General features: G+C 70.9%; 19 protein-coding genes. 8 read left to right on the plus strand and 11 right to left on the minus strand.

The genetic code is table 11. From position 1 onward, the window contains the following. Positions 1-1,068, minus strand: a complete 1,068-nt coding sequence (gene pheS / locus ACIGNX_RS30765; RefSeq protein WP_396544355.1) for a phenylalanine--tRNA ligase subunit alpha — start codon at positions 1,066-1,068, stop codon at positions 1-3. A gap of 373 nt (positions 1,069-1,441) precedes the next feature. Here pheS and ACIGNX_RS30770 point away from each other — a divergent pair, with 373 nt between their 5' ends. Together ACIGNX_RS30770 and ACIGNX_RS30775 are read left to right on the plus strand one after the other, a co-directional pair. Further along, complete coding sequence (locus tag ACIGNX_RS30770; RefSeq protein ID WP_396544357.1) at positions 1,442-3,214, plus strand: HSP90 family protein; 1,773 nt, start codon at positions 1,442-1,444, stop codon at positions 3,212-3,214. Next, the gene (locus ACIGNX_RS30775; RefSeq protein WP_396544359.1) at positions 3,211-6,033 is read left to right on the plus strand and encodes a hypothetical protein; all 2,823 of its coding nucleotides are present in this window, start codon (positions 3,211-3,213) and stop codon (positions 6,031-6,033) included. The genes ACIGNX_RS30770 and ACIGNX_RS30775 overlap by 4 nt, the downstream gene beginning before the upstream one ends. On the opposite strand, the gene ACIGNX_RS30780 is transcribed toward ACIGNX_RS30775, so the two are convergent. The 6 genes from ACIGNX_RS30780 to infC form a co-directional block, all read right to left on the minus strand. Next, positions 5,998-6,993, minus strand: a complete 996-nt coding sequence (locus tag ACIGNX_RS30780) for a hypothetical protein (RefSeq protein ID WP_396544360.1) — start codon at positions 6,991-6,993, stop codon at positions 5,998-6,000. The genes ACIGNX_RS30775 and ACIGNX_RS30780 overlap by 36 nt on opposite strands. Positions 6,994-6,996: 3 nt before the next feature. Continuing rightward, the gene (locus ACIGNX_RS30785; protein WP_396544362.1) at positions 6,997-10,449 is read right to left on the minus strand and encodes a hypothetical protein; all 3,453 of its coding nucleotides are present in this window, start codon (positions 10,447-10,449) and stop codon (positions 6,997-6,999) included. A gap of 163 nt (positions 10,450-10,612) precedes the next feature. Further along, on the minus strand, positions 10,613-11,461 hold the full coding sequence (locus ACIGNX_RS30790) for a TrmH family RNA methyltransferase (protein ID WP_396544548.1): 849 nt from the start codon (positions 11,459-11,461) through the stop codon (positions 10,613-10,615). Continuing rightward, positions 11,458-11,847, minus strand: coding sequence for a 50S ribosomal protein L20 (rplT, locus tag ACIGNX_RS30795; protein WP_106620312.1), 390 nt, complete (start codon positions 11,845-11,847; stop codon positions 11,458-11,460). Before rplT ends, ACIGNX_RS30790 begins: the two co-directional genes overlap by 4 nt. A gap of 89 nt (positions 11,848-11,936) precedes the next feature. Further along, positions 11,937-12,131 carry a 50S ribosomal protein L35 gene (rpmI, locus tag ACIGNX_RS30800; RefSeq protein ID WP_396544365.1) on the minus strand — a complete coding sequence of 65 codons (195 nt, stop codon included), beginning with the start codon at positions 12,129-12,131 and terminating at the stop codon, positions 11,937-11,939. 73 nt (positions 12,132-12,204) lie between these two features. After that, positions 12,205-12,810, minus strand: a complete 606-nt coding sequence (gene infC / locus ACIGNX_RS30805; RefSeq protein WP_396544366.1) for a translation initiation factor IF-3 — start codon at positions 12,808-12,810, stop codon at positions 12,205-12,207. A 267-nt stretch (positions 12,811-13,077) separates the two neighbouring features. Between infC and ACIGNX_RS30810 the strand changes: the two genes are divergently transcribed. After that, entirely contained in the window at positions 13,078-13,428 is a 351-nt protein-coding gene (locus tag ACIGNX_RS30810) for a DUF1844 domain-containing protein (protein WP_073892008.1), read from the plus strand. 218 nt (positions 13,429-13,646) lie between these two features. Continuing rightward, positions 13,647-15,179: a S8 family serine peptidase gene (locus ACIGNX_RS30815; protein ID WP_396544368.1), complete on the plus strand. Its 1,533-nt coding sequence runs from the start codon at positions 13,647-13,649 to the stop codon at positions 15,177-15,179. Between the two features lie 57 nt (positions 15,180-15,236). On the opposite strand, the gene ACIGNX_RS30820 is transcribed toward ACIGNX_RS30815, so the two are convergent. After that, complete coding sequence (locus ACIGNX_RS30820; protein WP_396544370.1) at positions 15,237-15,833, minus strand: hypothetical protein; 597 nt, start codon at positions 15,831-15,833, stop codon at positions 15,237-15,239. A gap of 97 nt (positions 15,834-15,930) precedes the next feature. On the opposite strand from ACIGNX_RS30820, the gene ACIGNX_RS30825 reads away from it, so the two are divergent. Then, the gene (locus tag ACIGNX_RS30825) at positions 15,931-18,222 is read left to right on the plus strand and encodes an ATP-binding protein (protein WP_396544550.1); all 2,292 of its coding nucleotides are present in this window, start codon (positions 15,931-15,933) and stop codon (positions 18,220-18,222) included. 150 nt (positions 18,223-18,372) lie between these two features. On the opposite strand, the gene ACIGNX_RS30830 is transcribed toward ACIGNX_RS30825, so the two are convergent. From ACIGNX_RS30830 to ACIGNX_RS30840, 3 genes are all read right to left on the minus strand, one after another. Next, positions 18,373-18,756, minus strand: coding sequence for a RidA family protein (locus ACIGNX_RS30830; protein WP_396544372.1), 384 nt, complete (start codon positions 18,754-18,756; stop codon positions 18,373-18,375). A 91-nt stretch (positions 18,757-18,847) separates the two neighbouring features. Beyond that, the gene (locus ACIGNX_RS30835) at positions 18,848-19,597 is read right to left on the minus strand and encodes an IclR family transcriptional regulator (protein ID WP_396544374.1); all 750 of its coding nucleotides are present in this window, start codon (positions 19,595-19,597) and stop codon (positions 18,848-18,850) included. Next, entirely contained in the window at positions 19,594-20,562 is a 969-nt protein-coding gene (locus tag ACIGNX_RS30840; protein ID WP_396544376.1) for a sugar kinase, read from the minus strand. Before ACIGNX_RS30840 ends, ACIGNX_RS30835 begins: the two co-directional genes overlap by 4 nt. 118 nt (positions 20,563-20,680) lie before the next feature. Here ACIGNX_RS30840 and ACIGNX_RS30845 point away from each other — a divergent pair, with 118 nt between their 5' ends. From ACIGNX_RS30845 to ACIGNX_RS30855, 3 genes are read left to right on the plus strand one after another with little or no spacing between them, the layout of a single operon-like run. Then, on the plus strand, positions 20,681-21,934 hold the full coding sequence (locus tag ACIGNX_RS30845) for an amino acid deaminase (protein ID WP_396544378.1): 1,254 nt from the start codon (positions 20,681-20,683) through the stop codon (positions 21,932-21,934). A gap of 27 nt (positions 21,935-21,961) precedes the next feature. Next, complete coding sequence (locus ACIGNX_RS30850) at positions 21,962-23,551, plus strand: amidohydrolase family protein (protein ID WP_396544380.1); 1,590 nt, start codon at positions 21,962-21,964, stop codon at positions 23,549-23,551. Continuing rightward, complete coding sequence (locus tag ACIGNX_RS30855; RefSeq protein WP_396544381.1) at positions 23,548-24,942, plus strand: GntP family permease; 1,395 nt, start codon at positions 23,548-23,550, stop codon at positions 24,940-24,942. Before ACIGNX_RS30850 ends, ACIGNX_RS30855 begins: the two co-directional genes overlap by 4 nt. Positions 24,943-24,946: the final 4 nt, after the last annotated feature.

Genomic DNA, 24,946 nt, shown 5'->3' on the forward strand with positions numbered 1-24,946 from the left:
TCAGGACTCCGTTCCGAAGGGCTGGGTGAAGCGGACATCGCCTTCGACCATGTCGCGCATGTCGGGCAGGCCGTTGCGGAACTGGAGCGTGCGCTCCAGGCCCATGCCGAACGCGAAGCCGGAGTAGACGTCCGGGTCGACGCCGCAGTTGCGCAGCACGTTCGGGTTGACCATGCCGCAGCCGCCCCACTCGACCCAGCCGGCGCCGCCCTTCTTCTCCGGGAACCACACGTCCACCTCGGCGGACGGCTCGGTGAACGGGAAGAAGCTGGGCCGCAGGCGCGTGCGGGAGTCCTCGCCGAACATGGCGCGGGCGAACGCGTCGAGCGTGCCCTTCAGGTGCGCCATGGTCAGGCCCTTGTCCACGGCCAGGCCCTCGACCTGGTGGAAGACGGGGGTGTGGGTGGCGTCCAGTTCGTCGGTGCGGAACGTGCGGCCGGGGCACACCACGTACACGGGCGGCTCGCGGTCGAGCAGGGTGCGCGCCTGCACCGGGCTGGTGTGCGTGCGCAGCACCAGGCCGGAGTCGGCGGGCGCCACGTAGAACGTGTCCTGCATGGTCCGGGCGGGGTGGTCCTTGCCGAAGTTCAACGCGTCGAAGTTGAACCACTCGGTCTCCAGCTCCGGGCCCTCCGCGACCTCGTAGCCCATGGCCACGAACACGTCGGCGATGCGCTCGGCGAGCGTGGAGATCGGGTGGCGGGCGCCGCGGGGCACCCGGTCCCACGGCAGCGTGACGTCGACCGCCTCCTCGCGGAGCACCCGTTCGTCGCGCTCGGCCTGCAACCGGGCGCGGCGCTCCTCGAACGCGACCTTGACCGCGTTCTGCGCCTCGTTCACCCGCTTGCCCGCCTCCGCCTTCGCGGCCGGCGGCAGCGCGCCGATCTCGCGCCGGGCCAGCAGGACCGGCGAGCGGTCACCCAGGTGGCTCGGCTTCGCGGCGGCGAGCTCGTCGAGGTCGGCCGCCTTCGCGAACGCCTCCCGAGCCTGCTCGACCGCCGCGCCGAGCGCCTCGGGTGAGAGCGCCGCGACCTGCTTGGGGTCGTACGGGTCGTTGGCTCCGGACATGGTTGGTGGACAGCTCCCGTCACGGACAACAGGTGGTCAGCCGCTCCGCGGGGTACGCGGAGCGGCGGGTCGATCCTAGGTGATCGGCCCACCCGGTTTCCGACCACCGCCTGATCGGGGCTCCCACCGCCCCGGGTGGGATCGACCCCGGTCGCGCGCCCGACCGGGTGCGTGCCGCGCGCGGGAGGCGGCGGGATCGCGTTCCGCGCGCTGCCGCGAACCCCGGCGGCCCGGGATTGTCGGTGGGTCGTGGGAGTCTTACCGCGCGAGCAGGACCCCGGTGGGCGATCAGCGGAAAACCGGGTCACGAGCCGCGGCCACGCCCTTAGAATCGTCCACCCCCTTGATCCGACCCGAGGTGAACCCCACTCCCATGGCACACACCTTCGGTGTCGACCTGCGCGGGATCATCGACCTGCTCAGCCACCACCTCTACAGCAGCCCCCGCGTGTACGCGCGCGAGCTGCTCCAGAACGCGGTGGACGCGATCACCGCCCGCCGCGCGCTGCAACCGGACGCGCCGGGCGAGGTCGTGATCGAGCCGGTCGGGTCCTCCGGCGGCACCTTCCGCATCTCCGACACCGGCATCGGCCTCACCGAGCGCGAGGTGCACGACCTGCTGTCCACGCTGGGCCGCACGTCCAAGCGCGACGACCTCGGCTTCGCCCGCAAGGGCTTCCTCGGCCAGTTCGGCGTCGGCCTGCTCTCGGCGTTCCTGGTCGCCGAGCGCATCCGGCTCGTCACCCGGTCCGCCCGGGGCGGCCCCGCCGTGCGGTGGACGGCCGACGCGACGGGCAACTACGACGTGGAGGTCATCGGCGGTGCCGACGGCGCGGACCCCGGTATCCCGGTCGGCACCACCATCGAGCTGGTACCCCACCGCGACTCCGAGCACTGGCTGGAGCACGACGTGGTCAAGGCGCTCGTCACCGAGTACGGCGAGCTGCTGCCCGTCACGGTCCGCGTCGGCGACGAGATCCTCACGCACGACGAGCTGCCGTGGACGACCGGGGACGCCCTGGCCTACGGCGAGCGGGTGCTCGGCGTCGAGCCGTTCGACGCGATCCCGGTCGAGGTGCCGGCGGTGGGCCTGACGGGCGTCGCGTACGTGCTGCCGCGCGGCGTGCACCCCGGAGCGCGCCAGTCGCACCGCGTCTACCTGAAGCGGATGCTCGTCGGCGACGCCATCGAGGGCCTGCTGCCGGAGTGGGCGTACTTCGTGCGCTGCGTGGTCGACTCGACGTCGCTGCGGCCGACCGCGAGCCGCGAGTCGCTCTACCAGGACGAGACGCTGCTGGCCGTGCGCGAGGAGCTGGGCCGCCAGGTCCGGGACTGGCTCGTCCGGCTCGACGCGACGAACCCCGAGCGCACCCGCGCCCTGCTCGACGCCCACCACCTCGGCATCAAGTCGCTGGCCAGGGTGGACGACGAGATGCTGCGGCTGGTCGAGCGGTGGCTGCCGTTCGAGACGACCGACGGCCCGCAGTCGCTGCGCCAGTTCCGCCGCAAGCACGGCGTCGTCGCGCACGTGCCGGACGTGGACGAGTTCCGCCAGCTCGCGCCGGTCGCGCACGCCCAGGGCATGGGCCTGGTCAACGCGGGCTACGCCTACGACGCGGAGATCATGGAGCGGCTCGTCGCGCTGGACGGCCCGGGAGCCGCGCGCCGGGTCGCGCCGGGCGAGGTGCTGGCCGCGCTGGACGACCCCGACCCGGAGCTGGAACGGGCGTTGCGGGAGCGGTTGGCGCTGGCCGGGGACGTGCTGGAGCGGCACGACTGCGAGGCCGTGCCGCGCGACTTCGAGCCGGGTTCGCTGCCCGCGCTGCTGGTGACGAACGTGGAGGCCGAGCGCAGGCGCGACGCGCAGCAGGTCGGCGAGCGGGCCGACCCGCTGTGGGCCGAGCTGCTGGGCAGCCTGGTCGAGTCGACGTCCGGCGCGGCGCAGCGGCTCGTGCTGAACTGCCGCAACCCGCTGGTGCGGCGGTTGGCGCGGCTGACCGACCCGGCGCTGGTGGAGCTGACCGTGGAGTCGCTGTACGTGCACGCCCTGCTGCAGGCGAGGCGTCCGATGCGCCCGAAGGACACCGCGGCGCTGAACCGCTCATTCCTGGAACTGCTGGACCGCGCCGTGGGGGATCGATCGTGAACGAGGACAGGGAAGCCGCCGAGCGGCAGTTCGTCGAGGCGTACCACATGCCGGAGGGCATGCCGCGGCACGAGGCGCTGGAGCGCGCCGCCCGTGCCGCGGACGCCCTGGACCACCTGCCGCTGGCCGTGAGCTGCCGGATCGCGCTGCTGCGCTCCGCCTACGACCTGGGCCGCTACGACCTGATGCTGGCGCCGTTCGCCTGGTGCGGCACGGCCGAGCAGCGCGACCCCACGGCGTTCGACGAGTGGGAGCTGCACAGCTACGACTGGGCGCACAAGTGGATCGTCAGCGGCCTGATCGCGGACCCGCGGTTCACGCTGGAGCAGATCGGCTCGTTCGTCGACCAGCTCGCCGAGCGCTACCAGCGCCTCGGGTACTCGATGCAGCCGGTGCACGGCGCGCGCGCCGACCTGGCCGCGCACATCGGTGACGACGAGGCGTACCGGGAGCACTTCGCGCGCTACCTGGCGGTGGACCGCGGCCCGATGAGCGACTGCGAGGCGTGCGTCGTCGAGGAGCAGGCCGGCCACCTCATCCGGCAGGGCAGGCACGCGGAGGCGGTCGCGCACGCCGAGCACCAGCTGTCGCAGGACACGGGGTGCGCGACCCAGCCGCAGGGCATCCTGACCACGTTGACGCCCGCGTTCGTGGCGCTCGGCGACGTGGACCGGGCCCGGGAGGCGCACGTGGTGGCGTACCGGCTGGTGCGCGACGACCTGGTCGGCGGCTACCTCGACGACCACCTGGAGTTCTGCGCCACGTCGGGCAACGTGCGGCGCGGCGTGGAGCTGCTGCGCGGCCACCTGCACCGGGTGCACCACTCGACCAGCCCGTCGCGGGCGATGCACTTCTCGGCGGGCGCGGCGCTGCTGCTCAGCCGGGTGTCGCCGGACGAGGAGTTCGCCGTGCCGCGGGACGGGCGGACGACCGTGATGTCGGCCGCGGAGTTGCGCGGGCTGCTGGAGGCGCAGGCGTTGGAGCTGGCGGCCCGGTTCGACCGGCGCAACGGCAGCGACGCGGTGAGCACCCGCCTGCGCCGCACGCTGGAAGCGCCGGACACGGTCCCCGTGCCGCTGGCCGTGCCGGTCGCCGCCGCGCCCGCGCCCGTCGTGGACGAGGAGCCGGTGGAGGTCGCCGACCCGGTGGAGCTGGCGCAGCGGCTGTGCGACGCGTTCGACGGCGGGGAGTTCCTGGTCGGCATGCGGCTGCTGCGGTCGTTGCCGGAGGACCTGGACCCGCTGCTGCCCGAGCGGCTGGGCGCGCTGGTCGCGGCGCGGCGGGCGACCGCCGGCGGTCACTCGCGGCCGAAGGCCGACGTGCTGGCCGAGCTGGACGCGGCGGTGGAGCGGCTGGCCGCGTGCGGGGAGCACGACCTGGCCAACCGGTTCCGGGCGCGCAGCGCGGGGTTGCGGGCGGAGGACGACGGGGTGGCCGAGTGCGTCGCGGTGGCGCGCACGTGCGTGGCCGAGGCGGACGTGACGGGCACCGCGCACACGCGCGTGCTGACCAGGTTGCTGCTCGCGGACCTGCTGGCGGACTCGGCCTCGGGTTCCGACGAGGGCGGGGAGGCCGCCGACGAGCAGGGCGCGCTGACCGCGGAGGCGTTGGAGGTGGCGCGCCGGGAGGTGCCGGAGCTGGTGGCGCGGGCGCGCTGCGACCGGGCCCAGTACCTCGCCGCCACCGGGTCGCTGGACGAGGCGCACGCCGAGGTGGTGGACGTGCTGTCCGAGGAGCCGTCGGCGTCGGTGCGGTTCGACGCGCTGCGCCTGCTGCTGAAGATCCAGACCGTGCGGGGCGAGGAGGAGGCGTTGAGCACGGCGGCCGAGTACGTCCGCGCGTTCAGCGCGCCGCGCGGCCCGTGGACCGCCGAGGCGCACCGGCAGCGGGTGGCGTCGGTCGAGCGGCTCGGCCTGGAGGCGGAGCACCTGGCGGAGCTGCGCGAGGCGGTGGCCGTCGGGCACGAGCTGGGCGTGCCGGACGACGTGGCCAAGGCGTGCTACGCCCTGGCCGGCGGCTACCTGAAGGCCGGCCGGTTCGTGGAGGCCGCCGAAGCGCTGGAGGAAGCGGTCCGCGTGATCGAGGCGGACGACGTGGACCCGGACATCGTCGTCCCCGTCCGCTACCGCCTGGGTCAGGTGTGCGCGCGCCTGGACGAGGTCGAAGCCGCCCGCCGCCACCTGGAGGTGGCGCTGGGCCTGGTGCCGGCCGACGAGCCGTGGCGGCGCGCCATGGTGCTGGACGTCCTGGCCGGCGTCCTGCGCCGGTTGGACCTGGGTGCGGAGGCCGCGTCGGCGTACCAGGGCGCGGCCGCGGCGTGGCAGGAGGTGTCGGAACCGGCCGAGGCCGCCGGCTCCCTGGTCGAGGCCGCCGCCGCGCTGCCGAACGACGAGGCCGCCGAGTGCGCCGGCACCCTGGCCGCCGCGGAAGCCCTGCTGCCCGCGGTCGAGGACCCGGACCACCGCACGCACCTGACGGCGAGGATCGCCGCGATCCGGGCGTTCCTGCACGTGCAGGCCGGTGAGCACGCGGCGGCCGTGGAGCAGAACGGGATCGCCGAGGAGCTGGCCGCCCGGCTGGGCGACCTGGACTGGCAGACGTTCCTGGTGGTGCGCGGCGCGCGGTTCCTGCTGGACTCGGGTGATTCGGTCAACGCCGAAGCGGAAGCCCGCCGCGCGGCCACCCTGATCAACGACGAGACCCCGCCGCAGATCCTGGGCGACACCGCCGCGGTCTTGGAGGAGGCCCTGAGGGCCCAGTCCAAGCCGACTTCGAGCGACCCGCTACTCCGAACCCTGACTACGCGTCTGAACGGATAATGTACCTAATTCCTCGACTTGACCTACCACGAGGCGCTTCCACACGACTTTCAACGCGGCGACCAATTGCGTCCGATCCAGATCACGATTCAACGAGTGCACTACCTGCGAAAGGCGCAATGCGGTCGCCACCTTCTCGCCAGGCTGGAGTCCGAGCACTTCCATCACTTCACGTGCGGTGATCGGGAGCACTGCGCTCGTTTCGGCAAGCAAAGCTTGCTCCATGAAGCGCGCTGTCGCGTCGTTCACGTCGACGTCAGTGGACATCACCTCGAACGCCTGCGACCACCTGCGCCGGTAGCGATTCCGCACGCCAGTCAGATCTACCTTGTCCAGCCCCAGATCACCTGCAGCACGTTGCAATGAACTAAGGTAGTCAACGGCTACCTCGGTCCTGTTCAACCGGTTCCGCCACACGGTGCACAACTTATTGGCATCAGGGTGCAGTTCGATCGCCCTGGCAACCTCGATGGCGAGCTTAAGGTATTGCACCGCGCCGCGAAGCAGCTCGACCACGCAGTGGATCCACTGACTGGCTGCAGGCACCTGCGAGCCACATGCTTCCTTGAACCACTTGTAGCAGGTGTCCCTGGTCTCACGGTCTCGTTCGACATCGATGTCGAGGTTATGCGCGAAGAACGTGCGCAAGCGACCTAAAACGTGAACGAAGCGACGCGCTTCGGTGACGTCAACCTCAACCTGTGAGCCAGAATCCACTAGAAACTTCAAACTCGCACCCCACGCTTCGCCGAGCCAGGAACTCAGCCAGATCGTGGTGGTCAAAAAACCGTGTTGCGGTCCGTCAAGTACAGGACGCGGCGCGTTGACTTCACTGCCGATGCGCTGCAACGTCAAGGCGTCACATAGCATGCTCAGCTCGCGGTTGCACTCATCCAACTCTGACAACAGCTCCAGCGGCGAGCCGAGCGGACGAGCTGTGATCGATTCGAGACCGGCCACCGTTCAATCCCCCTCGACGGAGTCGTCGGTCGACCCCCACGCGGATCTCAACAGCACCGTTGGACCGCGCTTGTCGCCTGGTTTCCGCGCTGGCTCCAGTAATGGGCCCCGTAGGTTGAAGGTAATATACGAATCCGGCAACGCAAGCCCGTGCGATGGTTCCGTCAATCCGAAGTCATACGGCTGGAATGGTACCTCGCGACCGAGATCGCCCAGCCAGCAAGCCCCCTTACGATTGTCCGGGTCCACAACGCGAACGATCGGATGATACTTGCGAGGCAGCCCCGACGGATCACTCGCCAGGTACATGGCCAAGATGCGCCGTCGATACCGGTGAGACTTCTGCTCGGTCCTGCGAAATGCGTCGAACGCGGCAGAAATCCGGCCGAGGTGAAACAGCGCGATCGCCCGCATAAACTCTGGACGCAAGTCCGACAAGTCGTCGATCTCTTGAAGGTTATCAGCCAGTTGCAAGCACTCCTCCCAGTCGTCGCGACTTAACGGCAGAGTGAGCCTTTCGCCCTCCATGAATCTGTAACCGGTCCGCGCCAGCCAGAACAAGTCCATGGCCAGCCGCAAACAGCGCCGATCCCGCATCGCAGCAGGATGTGACCGCAGGTGGCTTAACGCTGTCTCTATACGCTTGAGATTTGGCCGATTCTCAATGAGCCCACTGACCTGCAAGGCATACAAATAGACCGCAAGCGGCTCGTCGCCGTCGGCCAACTCCTGCCACTTCAGATCCGCTAACACCTGACTCCCGGCAAGGGTGGCCAGCTTTGCGAAGTTTGCGTTGTATCTTGCCGCCTGTTTCGCACTCAACTCGGACACATCGGTGAGTAGCATTCGCGACACACATTCCGCGAGCAATTCGGCAGCCTCATTTGACGGCAGCTCAGCGTGGTTAAGAATTTCGAACGTCATCCAGCACAGCACGTCCACTGGATAGTACCTGTCGTCCGAGATCGGGATGGCCTCCGCGGTGATCTGAAGGACACGCGCCGCCAACTCCCTGATGCGACCCCGATTCTGCGATCCCTCATGGCCATCTGCACCGCTACGTAGCAGTTCGTATGCCTGCGCCCCGAGAACACTCGCGTGCTCCACCATCAACCTCGCGCGGAGGCCACGGCTCATCTGAGAGTGCGCCAAGGTGTGCTCAGCCACCTCTTGCACAGCCTCGAGAATCTCCATGCGTTCCGCAACATCATTTATCCGCTTGCGCTGTGCGAATTTAACCCATTCACGTGAAAGGTTTACCTGCGCGAGCGTCAACCGCGGACTGGGTTGATGGCTGGCACTGTTTGCATCTTCAATCGCGTCAGCGATCTGCAGAAAGTAAGGCGCGTAGTACTCTTCCTGTCCACCCTGCGGACCTATGCGCTCCAAAAGATTACTTACGAACTGCACCTCAGCACCACCTGACGGACTGCCGTCCGGCCTGACTTCGGTGAATGCGCCCGCAATGGCATCGATCTCCGATTCGCGGGACATGTGCTCGGCCGACACGAGGATCTGCGCCTCTAATTCGTTGCGAGCAGACAGCGTGTAATTGCCCTCGCCGTTCTCCAGCCAGCGTATCAAGTCAACTTTACCGAGCAACTGCGGCAGGTTCCGCACGCCATCGCGACCGACGACCCGTAGCGCCAATTCGAGAGGAATCGATTGACCGTGCCGTGACGCAACCAATACTGTGTTGATCAATCGATCGTAAGGCCCTCGGTAAGGTGCCGCATCATCGACGTCCCCTATATCACGCAACGCCGTGTCTAAACTATCAATCAAACCAGCGTGATACAGAGCAGACGCCATTGCTGTCGGCGGATCGTAGTCTGCACCCTCTCGGGCAGCCGTAGTGAGTTCCGACTCCGTCCACCGCAGTTCGAGTACTAAATTTCCCTTGACCGTACCTCTAGTTTCAGGTAGAAATCGATAGAGCGCAGAGAGAAAGCTGCTGTCCTTCTGGATTATCTCTTCGTCTCTCTGGCTGATATCAATTCCAAATGACGCCAGATGAGCAACGAAGCGCTTGATCTCCTGAGGCAGTAGTGCAGCAGGCGCCTGTACGACGTGGTGGGCGCGCTCGTCATCATCAGCTCGGTAACAGCTACCCACTAGCACAGCCCGACGCCCGCGGGAGTCCAAAAATTTGGTCAGGGTAAAGTAGTCGTCGGGATCGAGCATGCCGTCCCAGACGACCAGTGTGGTGGGCATGGACATGTTCTCCGCCCACTCACAGAACGAGTCAATAGCATCGAACGACGGTCGGTTGATGCGGCGCGGAATGTGCAGAACCGCGTGCTGACCATCGCGCGCGATCGAGTAAGCGAGTGAGGCCAGCGCAACCGACTTTCCCGTTCCGGTTTGACCGCTCAGCAATAACGGGTGCCGCAGTAGACCGCGACTCGATAGTGCAGACTTAATCTCGCGTCGAAGTTCAGCCTCGTAATCACGTTCGTAAGCAAAACCACTTCCGATCGCCGACCACAGGACACTCGACTCGCCACCCAGAAACTCGCGGAACCTACGGTACCGCAGCTCTTCGGACTGCACAGGTGGATTAGTCAGCAACTCGAGGTCAATAGGCCGACCAAATGAAGTGACGGCATTCCAGATCTCTCTCGGTACCTCGTGCTGGGTACGGTCATGCCTTATAAGGTGCCGACCGGAATGGAACCGCTCACGATCGGTGAGTCGACCGCGACGTCGCGCTTCAGCGACGTAAGTTGCGAAGTCACCACTGTGCGTGACCAGGACACCCAGCTTGATTGCGGCTGCAATGTAGGGATCGGCTAGTTCTGCCGACGTAGCGGAGAACAGATGCGCTTGCGCCGTACCGAGCCTGCTCAACATGGCGAACATGTCAGCAGGGCTGAACCAATCGTCTACCGACCACGCCTCGATGACGAGCACACCACGAGGAGTGATCAGCTCATCGGGTAGGCGCATTACCAGCATGTTCGCCTCAGCTCGACGCGCCGCCAGGTCAAGCATGTTCGTCGGCGGACGCCCCTCTGGGGGTTGATCCGTGCCGCCGTACATCAGGACCGCCTGAACTCGGCTGACTTTGCGCGGAGTGGGTGGACGCACATGCGACGACGAAACCGGTTGTACTGCACGCCACTCATTACGCAGAGCGCGCACAAACAGCGAGTCGACCGCAGTACTGAACACACCGTTCCACGGCAGCCCAGCTACCACCTCCACCCATGTCGGCACCGACAGAGCTGCTGCCGATTCGGTAAGAGCGGTCAAGGCGTGCTCTTTGCGAGCGGGCGGCACTGTAAGTAGCACCTTGTAGAGGCTGTCGAAGTCAGAGGCCAATTCCGCCGCGCGAGACACTGGGCCGGACAGCGGGTCCACCCCACCGTCCATCAGCAAGTACCTCTGGCCCAGCATGAGAAAGCTGGGCCCGAACTCCAGCCGCTCGATCAGGTCTGCATAGTCGGCGGCCATTACCAGCTCCCGTCCCAGTTACGTCACACGCTCGACCGTGAGAACTCCATTTCGGATGTCACCAGGTCGACGTGGTCAGCGCATCGTGCAGGATCGACGTGTCGCTGGTTCCGCAATATTGCGGAAGTGAGAGCTTTGTGACTTGACCGACTGTTGGGGGTGTTCAGACCCGCTGAGCCCGAGCCGACGCGTAGAGGCAGACAGCGGCCGCCGTCGCCAGGTTGAGGCTCTCCGCCGCGCCGTAGATCGGCACCTTCAGCGCCGCGTCCAGCCCGGCCACCACCTCGTCCGGCAGCCCGTGCGCCTCGCTGCCGAACACCCACCCCGTCGGCACCGCCAGGTCACCGCGCAGGTCGGCCGCCACCAAGTCCTCGGGCGCGTACCCGTCCGCCGCGACCAGCCGCAACCCCGCCCCGCGGCACGCCGCGAACGCCTCGTCCGCGTCCCGCACCCGGGCGATCGGCAGGTGGAACACGCTGCCCGTGGACGCGCGCACGCACTTGCCGTTGTGCGGGTCGACCGTGTCGCCCGCGAAGATCACCGCGTCGGCACCCGCCGCGTCCGCCACGCGCACCACCGTGCCGGCGTTGCCGGGGTCCGCCACGCCGTGCAGCACGGCCACCAGCCGCACGCCCGGCGCGAGGGCCCGCGCCACCGGCACGTCCACCAGCGAGCACACGGCGACAAGCCCCTGCGGCGTCACGGTCTCCGACAGCGACGCGGCGGCCTTGTCGGTCACGGTGCTCACCGGCACCCCCGCCTCGACGGCGGCCTCGACGAGGGCGCGGTTGCGGGTGGTGGCGGTGTCGGTCGTGAACAGCTCGTGCACCCGGCCGCGCCCGGCGGCCGCCCAGGTCAGGGCTTCGCGCACGGCCTGCGCGCCTTCGGCGAGGAAGCGCTCGGCGCGGTCGCGGCCGGAGCGCTTGGTCAGCCGCCTAGCGGCAACGACCCGGGGAGTCCGTTCGGTGAACGGAGCTTCCCCGGGTCGTGGTGCGCGTTCGTCCGCGCTCAGGCCTTGTCCTCGACGGGCGCGTTGACGTCGCTCGGCAGCGCGGCGCGGGCGGCCTCGACCAGCGCGGTGAACGCGCCGGCGTCGCTGACGGCCAGCTCGGCGAGGATCTTGCGGTCCACCTCGATGCCGGCGAGCCGCAGGCCCTGGATGAAGCGGTTGTACGTCATGCCGTTGGCCCGGACACCGGCGTTGATGCGCTGGATCCACAGCTTCCGGAAGTCACCCTTGCGGGCGCGGCGGTCCCGGTAGGCGTAGTTGAGCGAGTGGAGCACCTGCTCCTTGGCCTTGCGGTACAGCCTCGAACGCTGGCCGCGGTAGCCGCTGGCGAGCTCAAGGGTGGTACGGCGCTTCTTCTGGGCGTTCACTGCCCTTTTGACGCGTGCCACGGGTCCGTCCTGTCGATCTCGTGGGGCCGGTGGGGGCCGACCCCGGTGTTCAAGGGGGTGGAGGTCTGGTGCCTCGGGAGCTCAGCGGCTCAGAGGCCGAGCAGCTTCTTCAGCCGCGGCACGTCGTTCTTGGCGACGTCGGTCGTGCCGGAGAGGCGGCGCGTCAGCTTGCTGGACTTCTTCTCCAGCAGGTGGCGCTTGCCGGCCTTCTCGCGGACGAGCTTGCCGCTGCCGGTGACCTTCACGCGCTTGGAGGTCCCGCTGTGGCTCTTGTTCTTGGGCATTTCCGTCCTCAGTCTCGTGCAGCCACCGGGGATGGGGGCGGCCATGCTTGCTCCCGGCCCGGAGGCCGGGAGATCACTCCTCGACAGACTCCGCCGGCGCCTCGTCGGCGCTGTCGTGCTTGACCGGGCGGGTCTTCGTGGTCTTGTGCGGGGCCAGCACCATGATCATGTTGCGGCCGTCCTGCTTCGGGTTGGACTCGACGAACCCCAGCTCCGCGACGTCCTCTGCGAGCCTCTGCAGCAGGCGGTAACCCAGCTCCGGCCGGGACTGCTCACGGCCCCGGAACATGATGGTCACCTTGACCTTGTTCCCGTGCGACAGGAAGCGGGCGACGTGGCCCTTCTTCGTCAGGTAGTCGTGCGGGTCGATCTTCGGCCGGAGCTTCTGCTCCTTGATGACCGTCAACTGCTGGTTGCGGCGTGACTCGCGGGCCTTCTGCGCGCTCTCGTACTTGAACTTGCCGTAGTCCATGAGCTTGCAGACCGGCGGCCGAGCCTGCGCGGCGACCTCGACGAGGTCGAGGTCCGATTCCTGGGCGAGTCGGAGCGCGTCCTCGATGCGAACGATCCCGACCTGCTCGCCGTTCGGCCCGACCAGACGAACCTCGGGCACGCGGATGCGGTCGTTGATGCGCGGCTCGGTGCTCGCGGGAGCACCTCGGTTCGAGGGACTTGTCATTCACGTCCTTTGTGACTCGTTGTGCGCCAAAGACAAGAGGCCCCACACCTGCCCGGTGTGAGGCCCGCTTCCGACCGATCGCACGACGAAGGGCGCAGTCCACCCGTCGTCGGACCGGACCCGGCCACCTGCTCGAAGCGGCAGACTCGGGTGGGAGCGGGGCTCCACTTGCCGTCCCCACAGGTGCGGGGACTGGTCGCGCGGAGAATAGTAGCAGATGGCCTTGTCAACCCCCGAATCGGCGACCGGTCCGGCGTGGTTGCGAGAATGGCTCCCGTGACCGACCTGCCTTCGAACAACGTCCGCGACCTGTCCGATGTTCCCAGCGTCGAGGTGATCAGCAAGGCGGCGATCATGCTGCTCTCCTCCGCCGCCGAACGCCTCGGGCTGGCCGACGACGACCCCGAGCACAGCCCGCGCCGCGACCTGGACGAGGCGCGCCGCCTGATCACCGCGCTGGCGGGCCTGGTGACGGCGTCGGCCGAGTACCTCGGGCCGCACGCTGGGCCGCTGCGGGAGGGCCTGCAGTCCGTGCAGCGGGCGTTCCGGGAGGCGTCGGCGTACCCGGACGAGCCGGGCCAGGGCCCGGGCGAGAAGTACACCGGCCCCGTGTACTGAGCGTTGAACTCGGGGGTCCTGGACGCAGGACTCCCGGGGCTTGGACGTAGGACTCCCGGGCTTGGGCGCAGGACTCCCGGGGCTTGGCCGAACGCGGGTCGGCGGGGGTCCGAAGGTTCGGGGTTGGGGGTGCGGGCGTTCGGCCCGCGGGCGTGCCAGGGTCGGAGGTGTTCGCGCGAACTCCCTGGTCCTTCGACCCTGCACGAGGAGAACCCGACATGGGAGAGTTCCGCGCGCCCTGGATTCGACTAGGCCGAACGGTCGGTGTCGGCGCGGCGGTGGTGCTGGCGGCGGCGCTGGCCGTGCCGCCCGCCCAGGCCGCCCCGGAGGGGGTGATCCGTGACGCCGGCAGCCCGACGGCCGTCACGGACAGTTACATCGTGGTGCTGAAGGATGGCGCCGGCACGGATGCCGTCGCCACGAAGGTGGACGCCCGGATCACGCACCGCTACCGGGCGGCGTTGCACGGTTTCGCCGCGACGATGTCCGAGCGGGCGGCCAGGCGGTTGGCGGCCGACCCGGCGGTGGCGTACGTGAGCCAGGACCAGCGGGTCCAGGCGCTGGCCGACCAGGTGAACCCGCCGTCGTGGGGGCTGGACCGCGTCGACCAGCGGGACCTGCCGCTGAACGCCCGCTACGGCTACTCGACGACCGCGAGCAACGTGCACGCCTACATCATCGACACCGGCATCCGGACCACGCACGCCGACTTCGGCGGTCGGGCCAGCTTCGACGCCAACACCACCGGTGACGGCAACAACACCGACTGCAACGGCCACGGCACGCACGTGGCGGGCACGGTCGGCGGCGCGGCGCACGGCGTCGCCAAGGGCGTCCGGCTGCACGCGGTGAAGGTGCTGTCGTGCGCGGGCTCGGGCACGATCGCGGGCGTCGTGGCCGGCGTGGACTGGGTCACGGCGAACGCGCAGAAGCCCGCCGTGGCGAACATGAGCCTCGGCGGCGGCGCGAACGACGCGCTGGACGCGGCGGTGCGCCGGTCGATCGGGTCGGGCGTCACGTACGCCGTCGCCTCGGGCAACTCCAACGCCGACGCGTGCGCCTTCTCCCCCGCCCGGGTGGCGGAGGCGATCACGGTCAACGCGACGGACAACGCGGACGGCCGGGCGTCGTTCTCGAACTGGGGCACGTGCACCGACGTGTTCGCGCCCGGCGTGGGGATCACGTCGGCGTGGAACACCGGCGACAGCGCCACGAACTCGATCAGCGGGACGTCGATGGCGTCGCCGCACGTGGCGGGCGCCGCGGCGCTGGTGCTGGCGGGCAGCCCGGCCGCGTCGCCGCAGCAGGTGCGGGACGCGCTGGTGTCGGCGGCGACGCCGAACAAGGTGGGCAACCCGGGTTCGGGTTCGCCGAACGCGCTGCTGTTCACCAACGCCGGTCCGCCGCCGCAGCCGGGTTCGGACACCCTGGTGCGGGGCGAGAGCCTGCAGGCGGGGCAGAGCAAGGTGTCGCAGGACGGCCGGTTCACGCTGATCATGCAGGGTGACGGCAACCTGGTGCTGTACACGGCGGCGGGTCAGGCGCTGTGGCACACCGACACCTGGGGCACCGGTGCGACCTACGCGATCCTCCAGCAGGACGGCAACCTGGTGGTCTACACGGCCGCCGGTGTGGCGAAGTGGCACACCAACACCTGGGGCACGGCGGCCGACCGGCTGATCGTGCAGAACGACTCGAACCTGGTGCTCTACGGTCCGAGCGGCCAGGTCTTCTGGCACCGCCTGGCGTGACGGCCGGCCGGGGGGCGGGGGTTGCCGCGGCAGGCCCCGCCCCCCGGGGTGACGGCGTCAGGGCCGGACGCCGCTGGCCCGCAGCCTGCGGGCGGCCAGGGCTCTGATGATCTCGGGGTCCTGGCGTCGCCAGCCCTCCACCGGGTCGCCGGGGAAGGTCGCGAGGTCGCGCAGGGACAGGGTGGTCAGGGCGTGCAGGGCGAGCAGGTCCAGGCGACCCCGGTCGCGGAGCCCGCGGGCGACGCCGGCGCGGCGGGCGAACCGCAGCCGCGGCGGCAGCCACGTGATCAGCAGGAACGCGACGGGGACGGCGATGAGCGCGATGGTGAGCCACAGGGCGGTGGTCTCGACGGCGCGCACCTGGGCGTCGCCCGCGTCGGTGAGCGTGCCGCCCGCCGCGCGGCCGCGTTCGAGCGCCTCGGCGAGCCTGCCGCCGACCAGCGGCACGTCGCGGGCCTTGGCGGCGGCCTCGCCGAAGGTGTCGGCGAGGCCGTGACCGGCGTCGGCGAGCCCGTCGCCGGGCGCGCGCAGCGCCCGGACCGCGTCGCCCGCGCCGGTGGCGATCCGGACCCAGAGCCACGTCCAGGCGACCGCGAGCAGGTCGGCGACCACTTGCCACACCAGTCGGGGCGGGTGATCCGCGTACCACTTCATGGGGTGTGGTCTTACCACCCCCGCGTTACCGGTGGCCGACGTGACGGTCGTCGCGGGTCGGCGGCGCGGTGCGTGGCACTAGTGTCGAAGCGTGGGGATGACGTTCGGTGAGCTGCTGCGCGCGCACCGGCTGCGGGTCCGGTTGACGCAGGAGGAGTTGGCGGAGGGTTCCGGGGTCAGCGTTCGGGCGATCAGCGACATGGAGCGCGGTCGCGCGAAGGGACCCCAGCGGCGCACGGTGGAGGCGCTGGCGGGCGTGCTGTCGTTGGCGGAGCAGGAGATCCGCGAGCTGCTGGACGCGGCCAAGGAGGGTCGGGCGCGGCGGGTGCCGTCGCCCGCGACGCCGTCGGCGTTGCCGCCGGACGTGGTGGACCTGACCGGGCGCGAGGGCGAGCTGGCGGAGTTGGTGGCGGTGGCGGAGGCGGCGCGGACGACCTCGGTGGTCGTGGTGCACGGTCCGCCGGGTGCGGGGAAGACGGCGTTGGCGGTGCGGGCCGCGTATCGGTTGGCGTCTCGTTTCGCGGACGGGTGCTTCTTCTTCAACCTGCGCGGGATGGACGCGCGGCCGGTGCACCCGTCGGAGGTGGTGCACCGGATGCTGGTGGCGCTGGGCGTGGACGAGAAGCTGATCCCGGCCGGCGAGGCGGAGCGGTCGGACCTGTACCGGGCGCGGTTGCGGGAGCTGTCGACGCTGCTGGTGCTGGACAACGCCTCGGACGAGGCGCAGGTGCGGCCGTTGCTGGCGACCGGCTCGGGGTCGGTGGTGGTGGTGACGTCGCGGTTGGTGCTGGGCGGGTTGGAGGCGAGCCGGCGGCTGGGGTTGGACGTGCTGGAGCCGGCCGAGTCGTTCGAGCTGCTGGGCGCGATCGCCGGGCGGGCGCGGGTGGGCGCGGAGCCGGTGGCGACGGCGCGGGTGGCGAAGCTGTGCGGGCACCTGCCGCTGGCGCTGCGGATCGCGGGCAACCGGCTGGCGAGCCGTCCGAAGTGGACGATCGGGCACCTGGCGGGGCAACTGGTGGACGAACGGCGGCGGTTGTCCGCGTTGACGGCGGGTGACCTGCAGGTGCGCACGGCGTTCGAGATGTCCTACCGGCAGCTCGGCGAGAAGGCGGCGGTGCTGTTCCGCAGGCTGTCGCTGGTCCCCGGCGCGGACTTCGGGCCGGACGTGGCGGCGGCGCTGGCGGACGTGGACCGGTTCGCCGCCGAGGACACGTTGGAGGAGCTGGTGGACATGAGCCTGCTGGACACCGCGGAGGTGCCCGGCCGGTACGTGTTCCACGACCTGATCCGGGTGTTCGCCGGTGAGCGGCTGGTCGACGAGGAACCGGCGCCGGTGGTCGCCGAGGCGCGGCGGCGGGTGGTGGACTGGCTGCTGGACACGGCGGTGGTGGCGGCGGGGTTCTTCGGGCCGGACGCGCGGACCGCGCCGTCGGGGCCGTTCGGCGGCCCGGGGGACGCGGACGCGTGGTTGCGGGCGGAGGCGGGGAACTGGTTGGGCGCGCTGCGGTGGGCCGCGTCGAACGGGTTGCCCGCGGAGGTGCTGCGGCTGGCCACGGCGATGCACTGGTACTCCGACCAGCGGGGTCGGGGCGAGACGTGGGTCGAGGTGTTCACCGCGGGTGTCGCGGCGGCGCGGGCGGTGGGCAGCGTGCGGGACGAGGCCGTGCAGCTGAACTTCCTGACGTGGACGTTGTCGGTGCTGATGCGCCGCCACCGCGAGGCGTTGACGCTGCACGAGGAGGCGTGGCGGGCGGCGGTGGCCGCGGGTGACGTGGTGGAGCAGGGGTGGGCGGTGCACTACCGGTCGGTGTCGGAGCTGCGGACCGGGCGGTTGGAGGAGGCGCGGGTCAGCGCGGGGCGGGCGCAGGAGCTGTTCCGGCGGGCCGGGTTCCCGTTGGGCGAGCAGATCTCGTTGTCGTGCCTGGCGCTGGTGCTCGACGGGTTGGCCCGGTACGAGGACGCGGTGCGGGTGAACGGGGAGCTGCTGGCGAACGTGCGGTCGGGGAGGTTGGCGCTGGCGCCGGTGATGGCGCGGGAGATGTCGGCGACGCTGCTGGTGCGCACGGCGGACACGCTGGGCCGGTTGGGGCGGTGGCCGGAGGTGCTGGCGGCGGCGGACGAGGCGTTGGAGCTGCTGCGGACGACGACCGCGCCGCCGAGCCTGTGCGACGCGCACTACCTGCGCGGGCTCGCGCTGCACCGGCTCGGCGACCAGGAGGGGGCGCGGGCCGAGCTGGTGCGGGCGGTGGCGTTGGCCGACGAGCACCGGCACCACCGGCTGGCGGTGGTGCTGGGCGTGCTGGCCGACGTGCACGACGCCTTGGGCGACCCGGTCGCGGCTGGGGTGTCCCGCGACCGGGCCGCGGCCGTGGGGTCAGCCGATCGGTGATGCGTTCCTAGCCATCGCCGGGTCCTTCCATGACGTGCTCTCGGGGGCTTGGCCCAGTCAATCCCCCGCGCGCGCCCGACACCACGCAGAACAACCGGCAGAACTAGCGCTGTCACCCGTTCGCGTCGTTCCGCCGGTGCTCGGGCGGGGTCAGTCCACCACGGCGAGCGCGTCGATCTCGACCAGCAGCCGGTCGGGCAGCCCGACGTAGACGGTGGTGCGGGCGGGGAACGGCTCCTCGGTGACGAACTCGCCGTAGGCGGCGTTCATCTCGGCGAAGTGGGCGGTGTCGGTGAGGTAGACGCGCAGCATCACGACGTCGGCGAGGGACGCGCCGCCGGCCGCGAGGACGGCGAGGACGTTGCGCATCGCCTGGCGGGTCTGCTCGGCCACGGTGTCGCCGACGACGTCGCCGGTGGCGGGGTCGAACGCGACCTGGCCCGCGACCTGGAGGATCGGGCCCTTGCGGACGCCCTGGGAGAAGGCGGCCACGGGGGTGGGCGCGTCGGCGGTCCTGATCTCGGTCTTCGCCATGGGTTGTGCGTGTCCTCTCCGGGGTGGGTACTGCTGGGGTGGGTACTGCCGGGGTGAATCCCGTTGGGGTGGGTCCCGTTGGGTGGGTGGGTCAGTCGCGCGGCGTCCAGCCGCACTCGACGGAGGCGGCCCGCGCGGTGGCGAGCACGTCGGGCAGGTGGCCGAGCAGGCCGTCGAAGTCCAGCAGCACCTTCGGCACGGACATCGACACGGCCGCGACGACCTCGCCGCGGGCGCCGCGGACGGGCGCGGCGATGCAGTGGATGAAGTCCTCGTGCTCGGCGTTGTCGACGGCGTACCCGGCGGCGCGGACCCGGTCCAGCTCGGCCAGGTAGGCGTCGGGGGTGGTGATGGTGTTGGCGGTCAGCGGCACGTAGTCGATGGAGCGGGCGACCTCGCGGCGGCGCGGCTCCGGCAGGTCCGACAGCAGCACCTTGGCCACGGCGGTGCAGTGCAAAGGCGCGCGTCTGCCGATGCGGGAGTACATCCGCATCGGATGGGTGCTGTCGTACTTGTCGATGTAGATGACCTCGCCGTCCTCGTAGGAGGCGAGGTGGACGGTGTAGCCGGTGCGGGCGTTCAGCTCGCGCAGGGCGGTCTCGGCGCTGCGCCGCACGTCCCGCTCCTCCAGCGCCCGGTTGGCGAGGTCGAACAGGGCGGTGCCGAGCCGGTAGTGGTGCACGCCCTCGCGCTGCACGAACCGGTGCGACTCCAGGGTGCGCAGCAGCCTCATGGCGGTCGACTTGTGCACCTCGATGACGGCCGACAGCTCGTCCAGCGTCTTCGGCCCGGTGGCCAGTTCCCCCACCAGGGTCAGCGCCCGGTCCAGGCTTTGGCTCATCGACCTCTCCTCAGGTGTGCGGCGGCCCACGTGCCCGGATCGGCGTCCAGCAGCGGCGCGGTCACCGCGGGCGGCAGCGGTTCGCCCACATCCTCCCTGGTGAGCAGCGCGGAGGCCGCTTGGAGGTGACCGGCGCGCAGCCGGCGGGCCGGCGGGTCGCCCGCGAGGTGCGCGGCGAGGTAGCCGGCGGCGAACGCGTCGCCCGCGCCGACGGGTTCCACCACCTCCACGCGCAGGCCCGGCTGGAACGTCGACGCCCCGCCCTCCACGACGGTCGCGCCGCGCGCGCCGTGCTTGACCACGAGCGTCGTCGGGCCCGGGAGCAGCGCGCGCAGCTCCGCCGGGTCTCCCGTGCCCCACACGGCCTGCGCCTCGTCCGAGCCGGCGAGCACGATGTCGGCGGCGTCGGCGAGTTCCCGCAGCGGGGCGGGGTCGCGGTCGCGCCACAGCGCGGGCCGCCAGTTCAGGTCGAACGACACCGGCACGGCCCGGGGTCGGCGCAGCACCGCGCGCAGCAGGTCCAGGCAGCTGTCGGAGAGGGCGGCGGTGATGCCGCTGACGTGCAGCAGCGCCGCGTCGCCCAGGTCGATCCGGTCGAGCGCGCCCGGCCCCAGCGCCGACGCCGCCGAGCCGCGCCGGTAGTAGCGCACGGGGCTGCCCGCCGCGTCGGCCTCCTTGACGTAGAGGCCGGTGGGCCGGTCCGGGTCGACCAGCACGCCGCTGACGTCCACGCCCGCGCCGCCGACGGCGTCGAGGACCGCGCCGCCGAACGCGTCGTCGCCCACGGCGCCCACCCAGCGGCTGCGCACGCCCAGCCGGGCGAGGTGGATCGCCACGTTGGACTCGGCGCCGCCGATCGCGCGGGTCCACGTGCGCGCGGCCCGCACCGGGCCCGGTTCGGCGGGGACCAGGACCGCCATGGTCTCGCCCAGGCACACCACGCCGCCCGGCAGGTCGAACCGCATCGGGACTCCTCGCGTGACGGCACCGGCTGATTGACGGCGGGGCGACCGAATGTTACACACTCCAACATCACATCGCGCAATAGCCGTTGCGACATATGCAACGTGAGGAGCGACAGACGTGGACCTCGACGCAGTGGCCGCCCTCCGCGACGAGCGGGTCGACTGGCGGTTCAAGGGCCTGCCCGCCGACGTGTTCGGCGCGACGGTCGGCGACGTGGCCGACCGCCGGCTCGACCTGTTCGCCGACGGCTTCGTCGGTCCCCTGGTCGTGCTGGACGCCGCCGCGCTGGAGCACAACCTCGCCACCATGGCCCGCTGGTGCGCCGACCGGGGCGTGCTGCTCGCACCGCACGGCAAGACGACGATGGCCCCGCAGCTGTTCGCCCGCCAGTTGGCGCACGGCGCCTGGGGCATCACGGCGGCCAACACCAGCCAGCTTCGGGTCTACCGGGCGTTCGGGGTGGCGCGCGTGCTGCTGGCCAACCAGCTCGTCGACCCGGCCGGGCTGCGGTGGCTGGCCGCCGAACTCGCCGCCGACGACGGCTTCGAGTTCACCTGCTGGGTCGACTCCGTCGCGGGCGTGGCGCGGATGACCGAGGCGCTGGGCGCGCCGGCCCGGCCGGTGGACGTGCTGGTCGAGCTGGGCGCGCCGGGCGGGCGGACGGGCGCGCGCGACCTCGCCGCGGCGCTGGAGGTCGCCCGGGCCGCCGCGGCGAGCCCCGCGCTGCGCCTGGTCGGCGTCGGCGGCTACGAGGGCGCGCTGGCCCACGACGCGTCCCCCGAAGGTCTGTCCGTGGTGGACGGTTACCTCACCTCGTTGCGGGAGCTGGGAACCGCCCTGGCGGAACTGTTCGAAGTGGACGAACCGATCGTCACCGCGGGCGGCAGCGCCTACTTCGACCAGGTGGCCGCGAAGCTCACCGAACCGTGGCCGTTCCCGGTCCGCCCGGTGCTGCGCAGCGGCGCCTACGTCACCCACGACGACGGTTTCTACCGCGCCATCTCCCCGCTGGGCCGCACGCCCGGGGCGCAGCCGTTCCGCAGCGCGCTGCGCGCCTGGGCGCAGGTCACCTCGCGCCCCCAGCCGGACCTGGCGCTGCTCACGCTCGGCAAGCGGGACGCCTCGTTCGACGAGGGCCTGCCCGAGCCGCAGGTTCGGCGCGGCCGCGACGGCGTCGAGCGCCCGTTCCGGGCCGAGGTCACCGCGCTCAACGACCAGCACGCGTTCGTGCGGCTGTCCGACGACGACGTCGAGGTGGGCGACTGGATCGGCCTCGGCCTGTCCCACCCCTGCACGGTGTTCGACAAGTGGCCGCTGATCCCGGTGGTGGAGGGCACCACCGTGGTCGACCTGGTCCGCACCTACTTCTAGCGGACCCGACCGAGAGGGGACCGGAACGTGGACATCGTCTTCCGAGGCGCGCGGGTGGTCGACGGCACCGGCGCGCCCGGGTACCGCGCGGACGTGGGCGTGCGCGACGGGCGCGTCGCCGCGATCGGTGAGCGGCTCGACGGCCGGCGCGTGGTCGACGCCGACGGCCGGGTCCTCGCGCCGGGGTTCGTCGACATGCACTCCCACTCCGACCTCCAGGTGCTCGCGAACCCCGACCACCTGGCCAAGGTGTCCCAGGGCGTCACCACCGAGGTCCTCGGCCAGGACGGCCTGTCCTACGCGCCCGTGGACGACGACGTGCTGGCCGTGCTGCGCGCCCAGCTCGCCGGGTGGAACGACGACCCGCCCGGGTTCGACTGGGACTGGCGCTCGGTCGGCGAGTACCTCGACCGCCTCGACCGGGGCATCGCCGTCAACGCCGCCTACCTCGTGCCGCAGGGCACGCTGCGGATGCTGTGCGTCGGCTACGACGACCGGCCCGCGACCGACGCCGAGCTGGACCGGATGCGGGACCTGCTGGCCCGGTCGTTGCGCGAGGGCGCGGTGGGCCTGTCGTCCGGGCTGACCTACACCCCCGGCATGTACGCCGACACCGCCGAGCTGACCGAGCTGTGCCGCGTCGTCGGCGAGCTGGGCGGGTTCTACAGCCCGCACCACCGCAGCTACGGCGCGGGCGCGCTGGAGGCGTACGCCGAGATGGTGCGGGTGTCGCGCGACTCGGGCTGCCCGCTGCACCTCGCGCACGCCACGATGAACTTCGAGGTCAACCGGGGCCGGGCGGGCGAGCTGCTGGACCTGCTCGACGGGGCGATCGCCGACGGCGCGGACATCACCCTGGACACCTACCCCTACCTGCCCGGTGCGACCTACCTGTCGGCGCTGCTGCCGAGCTGGGCGGGCGAGGGCGGCCCGGACGCCACCCTGGCCCGGCTGTCCGACGTGGGCACCCGGGAGCGGATCCGGGTCGCGCTGGAGGAAACCGGCTCCGACGGCTGCCACGGCGTGCCGGTCGACTGGGAGGCCATCGAGGTCAACGGCGTCCGCACGGCCGCGAACGCGCACCTGGTCGGCCTGTCGATCGCCGAGTCCGCGCGCCGCGCCGGCCAGCCGCCCGCCGAGCTGTACTTCGACGTTCTGATCTCGGAGCGACTGGGTACCTCGTGCCTCATGCACGTCGGCCACGAGGACAACGTCCGCGCGATCATGCGGCACCCGGCGCACACCGGTGGCAGCGACGGCCTGCTGGTCGGCGACCGGCCGCACCCCCGCGCGTGGGGCACGTTCCCCCGCTACCTGGCCCGGTACGTGCGCGAGCTCGGCGTGCTGGGGCTGGAGGAGTGCGTCGCCCACCTCACCGGGCGGCCCGCGCGGCGACTGGGGCTGACCGATCGCGGCCTGGTGCGCGAGGGGTACGCGGCCGACCTGGTGCTGTTCGACCCCGACACCGTCGCCGACACCGCGACCTTCGAGGAGCCCCGGCAGGCCGCCGCGGGCATCACCCACGTCCTCGTCAACGGCGTCGCCGTCCTCGACGAGGGCAGGCGCACCGACGCCCTGCCCGGCCGTTCCCTGCGAAACCCACGGAGCCGCGCGTGATCGACTGGTTGCAGCACAGCACCGGGGGCCTGCTGACGCTCTCCGCGCTCAGCATCGCCCTCCTGCTCGCCCTGATCATCAGGTGGAAGGTCGAGCCGTTCATCGCCCTGCTCATCGTCGGCCTGCTCGTGGCGCTGGCCGCGGGCCTGCCGGTGGAGACGCTCGTCGGCTCCGCGCAGAAGGCGTCGGAGTCCCTGGTGGAGAAGGGGTTCGGCGGCATCCTCGGCCACGTGGCCGCGATCATCGGCCTGGGCACCCTGCTCGGGTCCATCCTGGAAGCCTCCGGCGGCGCGGAGGTGCTGACGCGGTCGCTGCTGCGGGCGTTCGGGGAGAAGCGCGCGCCGCTGGCCATGGGCCTGGCCGGGCTGATCTTCGGCGTGCCGGTGTTCTTCGACATCGGCATCTTCGTCCTCGCCCCCCTGGTCTACGTGGCGGCGAAGCGCAGCGGCCGGTCGATCATCCTGTACGCGCTGCCGCTGCTGGCGGGCCTCTCGGTGATGCACGCGTTCATGCCGCCGCACCCCGGGCCGGTCGCCGCGGCCGGGCTGCTCGGCGTGGAACTCGGGTGGATCATCATCATGGCGCTGGCCGTGGCGGTCCCGGCCTGGTTCATCGGCGGCGTGCTGTTCTCGGCGTGGGTCGGCAAGCGGCTGGACGTGCCCGTGCCGGAGGAGATGCTGGCCGCCGCCGAGAAGATGCGCGGCGAGCAGGCCAAGGGCGAGCCGTCGCTGGGGCTGGTCCTCGGCATCATCGCGGTGCCGCTGGTGCTGATCCTGGCGGGCACGTTCGGCAGCATCCTGCTGCCCAAGGGCTCCAGGGTGCTCGGCGTGTTCACGTTCTTCGGCACGCCCGCCGTGGCGTTGACGATCGCCGTGCTGCTGGCGTTCTGGCTGCTCGGCTTCCGCCGCGGCATGACCCGCGAGCAGGTCACCGAGCTGTCCGCCGCGTCCCTGCGGCCCGTGGCGATGATCCTGCTCGTCGTCGGCGCGGGCGGGTTCTTCGGCGCGGTGCTGTCCGCCACCGGCGTCGGCAAGGTGCTCGCCACGTCGCTGGCCGACCTCGGGCTGCCGGTGATCGCGCTGTCCTACGTGATCAGCTGCGGCATGCGCATCGCGCAGGGCTCGGCCACGGTGGCGATCGTGACCACCACCGGCATCGTCGCGCCGGTCGTCGCCGACCTGCACTACTCGCAGCCGCAGCTCGCGCTGCTGGTCATGTCGATCGCCGCGGGCTCGATCATCGCCTCCCACGTCAACGACGGCGGGTTCTGGATCGTCTCCCGCTACTTCGGCCTCTCGGTCAAGGAGACCCTCCAGACGTGGACCGTGCTGGAGACCATCCTGTCCGTGGTCGGCTTCGCGGTGGCCGCCCTGTTGAGCCTCGTGGTGTAGCACG

Origin of the sequence: Actinosynnema sp. NPDC053489 (assembly GCF_044544865.1) — a bacterium.
Taxonomy (GTDB): Bacteria; Actinomycetota; Actinomycetes; order Mycobacteriales; family Pseudonocardiaceae; genus Actinosynnema.

Excerpts from the sequence above, each read along its gene's own strand:
- ACIGNX_RS30785 (WP_396544362.1), bottom strand. The coding sequence starts at position 10,449 with ATGGCCGCCGACTATGCAGACCTGATCGAGCGGCTGGAGTTCGGGCCC.
- ACIGNX_RS30825 (WP_396544550.1), top strand. The coding sequence starts at position 15,931 with ATGACGTTCGGTGAGCTGCTGCGCGCGCACCGGCTGCGGGTCCGGTTG.
- ACIGNX_RS30815 (WP_396544368.1), top strand. The coding sequence starts at position 13,647 with ATGGGAGAGTTCCGCGCGCCCTGGATTCGACTAGGCCGAACGGTCGGT.
- ACIGNX_RS30820 (WP_396544370.1), bottom strand. The coding sequence starts at position 15,833 with ATGAAGTGGTACGCGGATCACCCGCCCCGACTGGTGTGGCAAGTGGTC.
- ACIGNX_RS30830 (WP_396544372.1), bottom strand. The coding sequence starts at position 18,756 with ATGGCGAAGACCGAGATCAGGACCGCCGACGCGCCCACCCCCGTGGCC.
- ACIGNX_RS30835 (WP_396544374.1), bottom strand. The coding sequence starts at position 19,597 with ATGAGCCAAAGCCTGGACCGGGCGCTGACCCTGGTGGGGGAACTGGCC.
- ACIGNX_RS30840 (WP_396544376.1), bottom strand. The coding sequence starts at position 20,562 with ATGCGGTTCGACCTGCCGGGCGGCGTGGTGTGCCTGGGCGAGACCATG.
- rpmI (WP_396544365.1), bottom strand. The coding sequence starts at position 12,131 with ATGCCCAAGAACAAGAGCCACAGCGGGACCTCCAAGCGCGTGAAGGTC.
- infC (WP_396544366.1), bottom strand. The coding sequence starts at position 12,810 with ATGACAAGTCCCTCGAACCGAGGTGCTCCCGCGAGCACCGAGCCGCGC.
- ACIGNX_RS30810 (WP_073892008.1), top strand. The coding sequence starts at position 13,078 with ATGGCTCCCGTGACCGACCTGCCTTCGAACAACGTCCGCGACCTGTCC.
- ACIGNX_RS30770 (WP_396544357.1), top strand. The coding sequence starts at position 1,442 with ATGGCACACACCTTCGGTGTCGACCTGCGCGGGATCATCGACCTGCTC.
- pheS (WP_396544355.1), bottom strand. The coding sequence starts at position 1,068 with ATGTCCGGAGCCAACGACCCGTACGACCCCAAGCAGGTCGCGGCGCTC.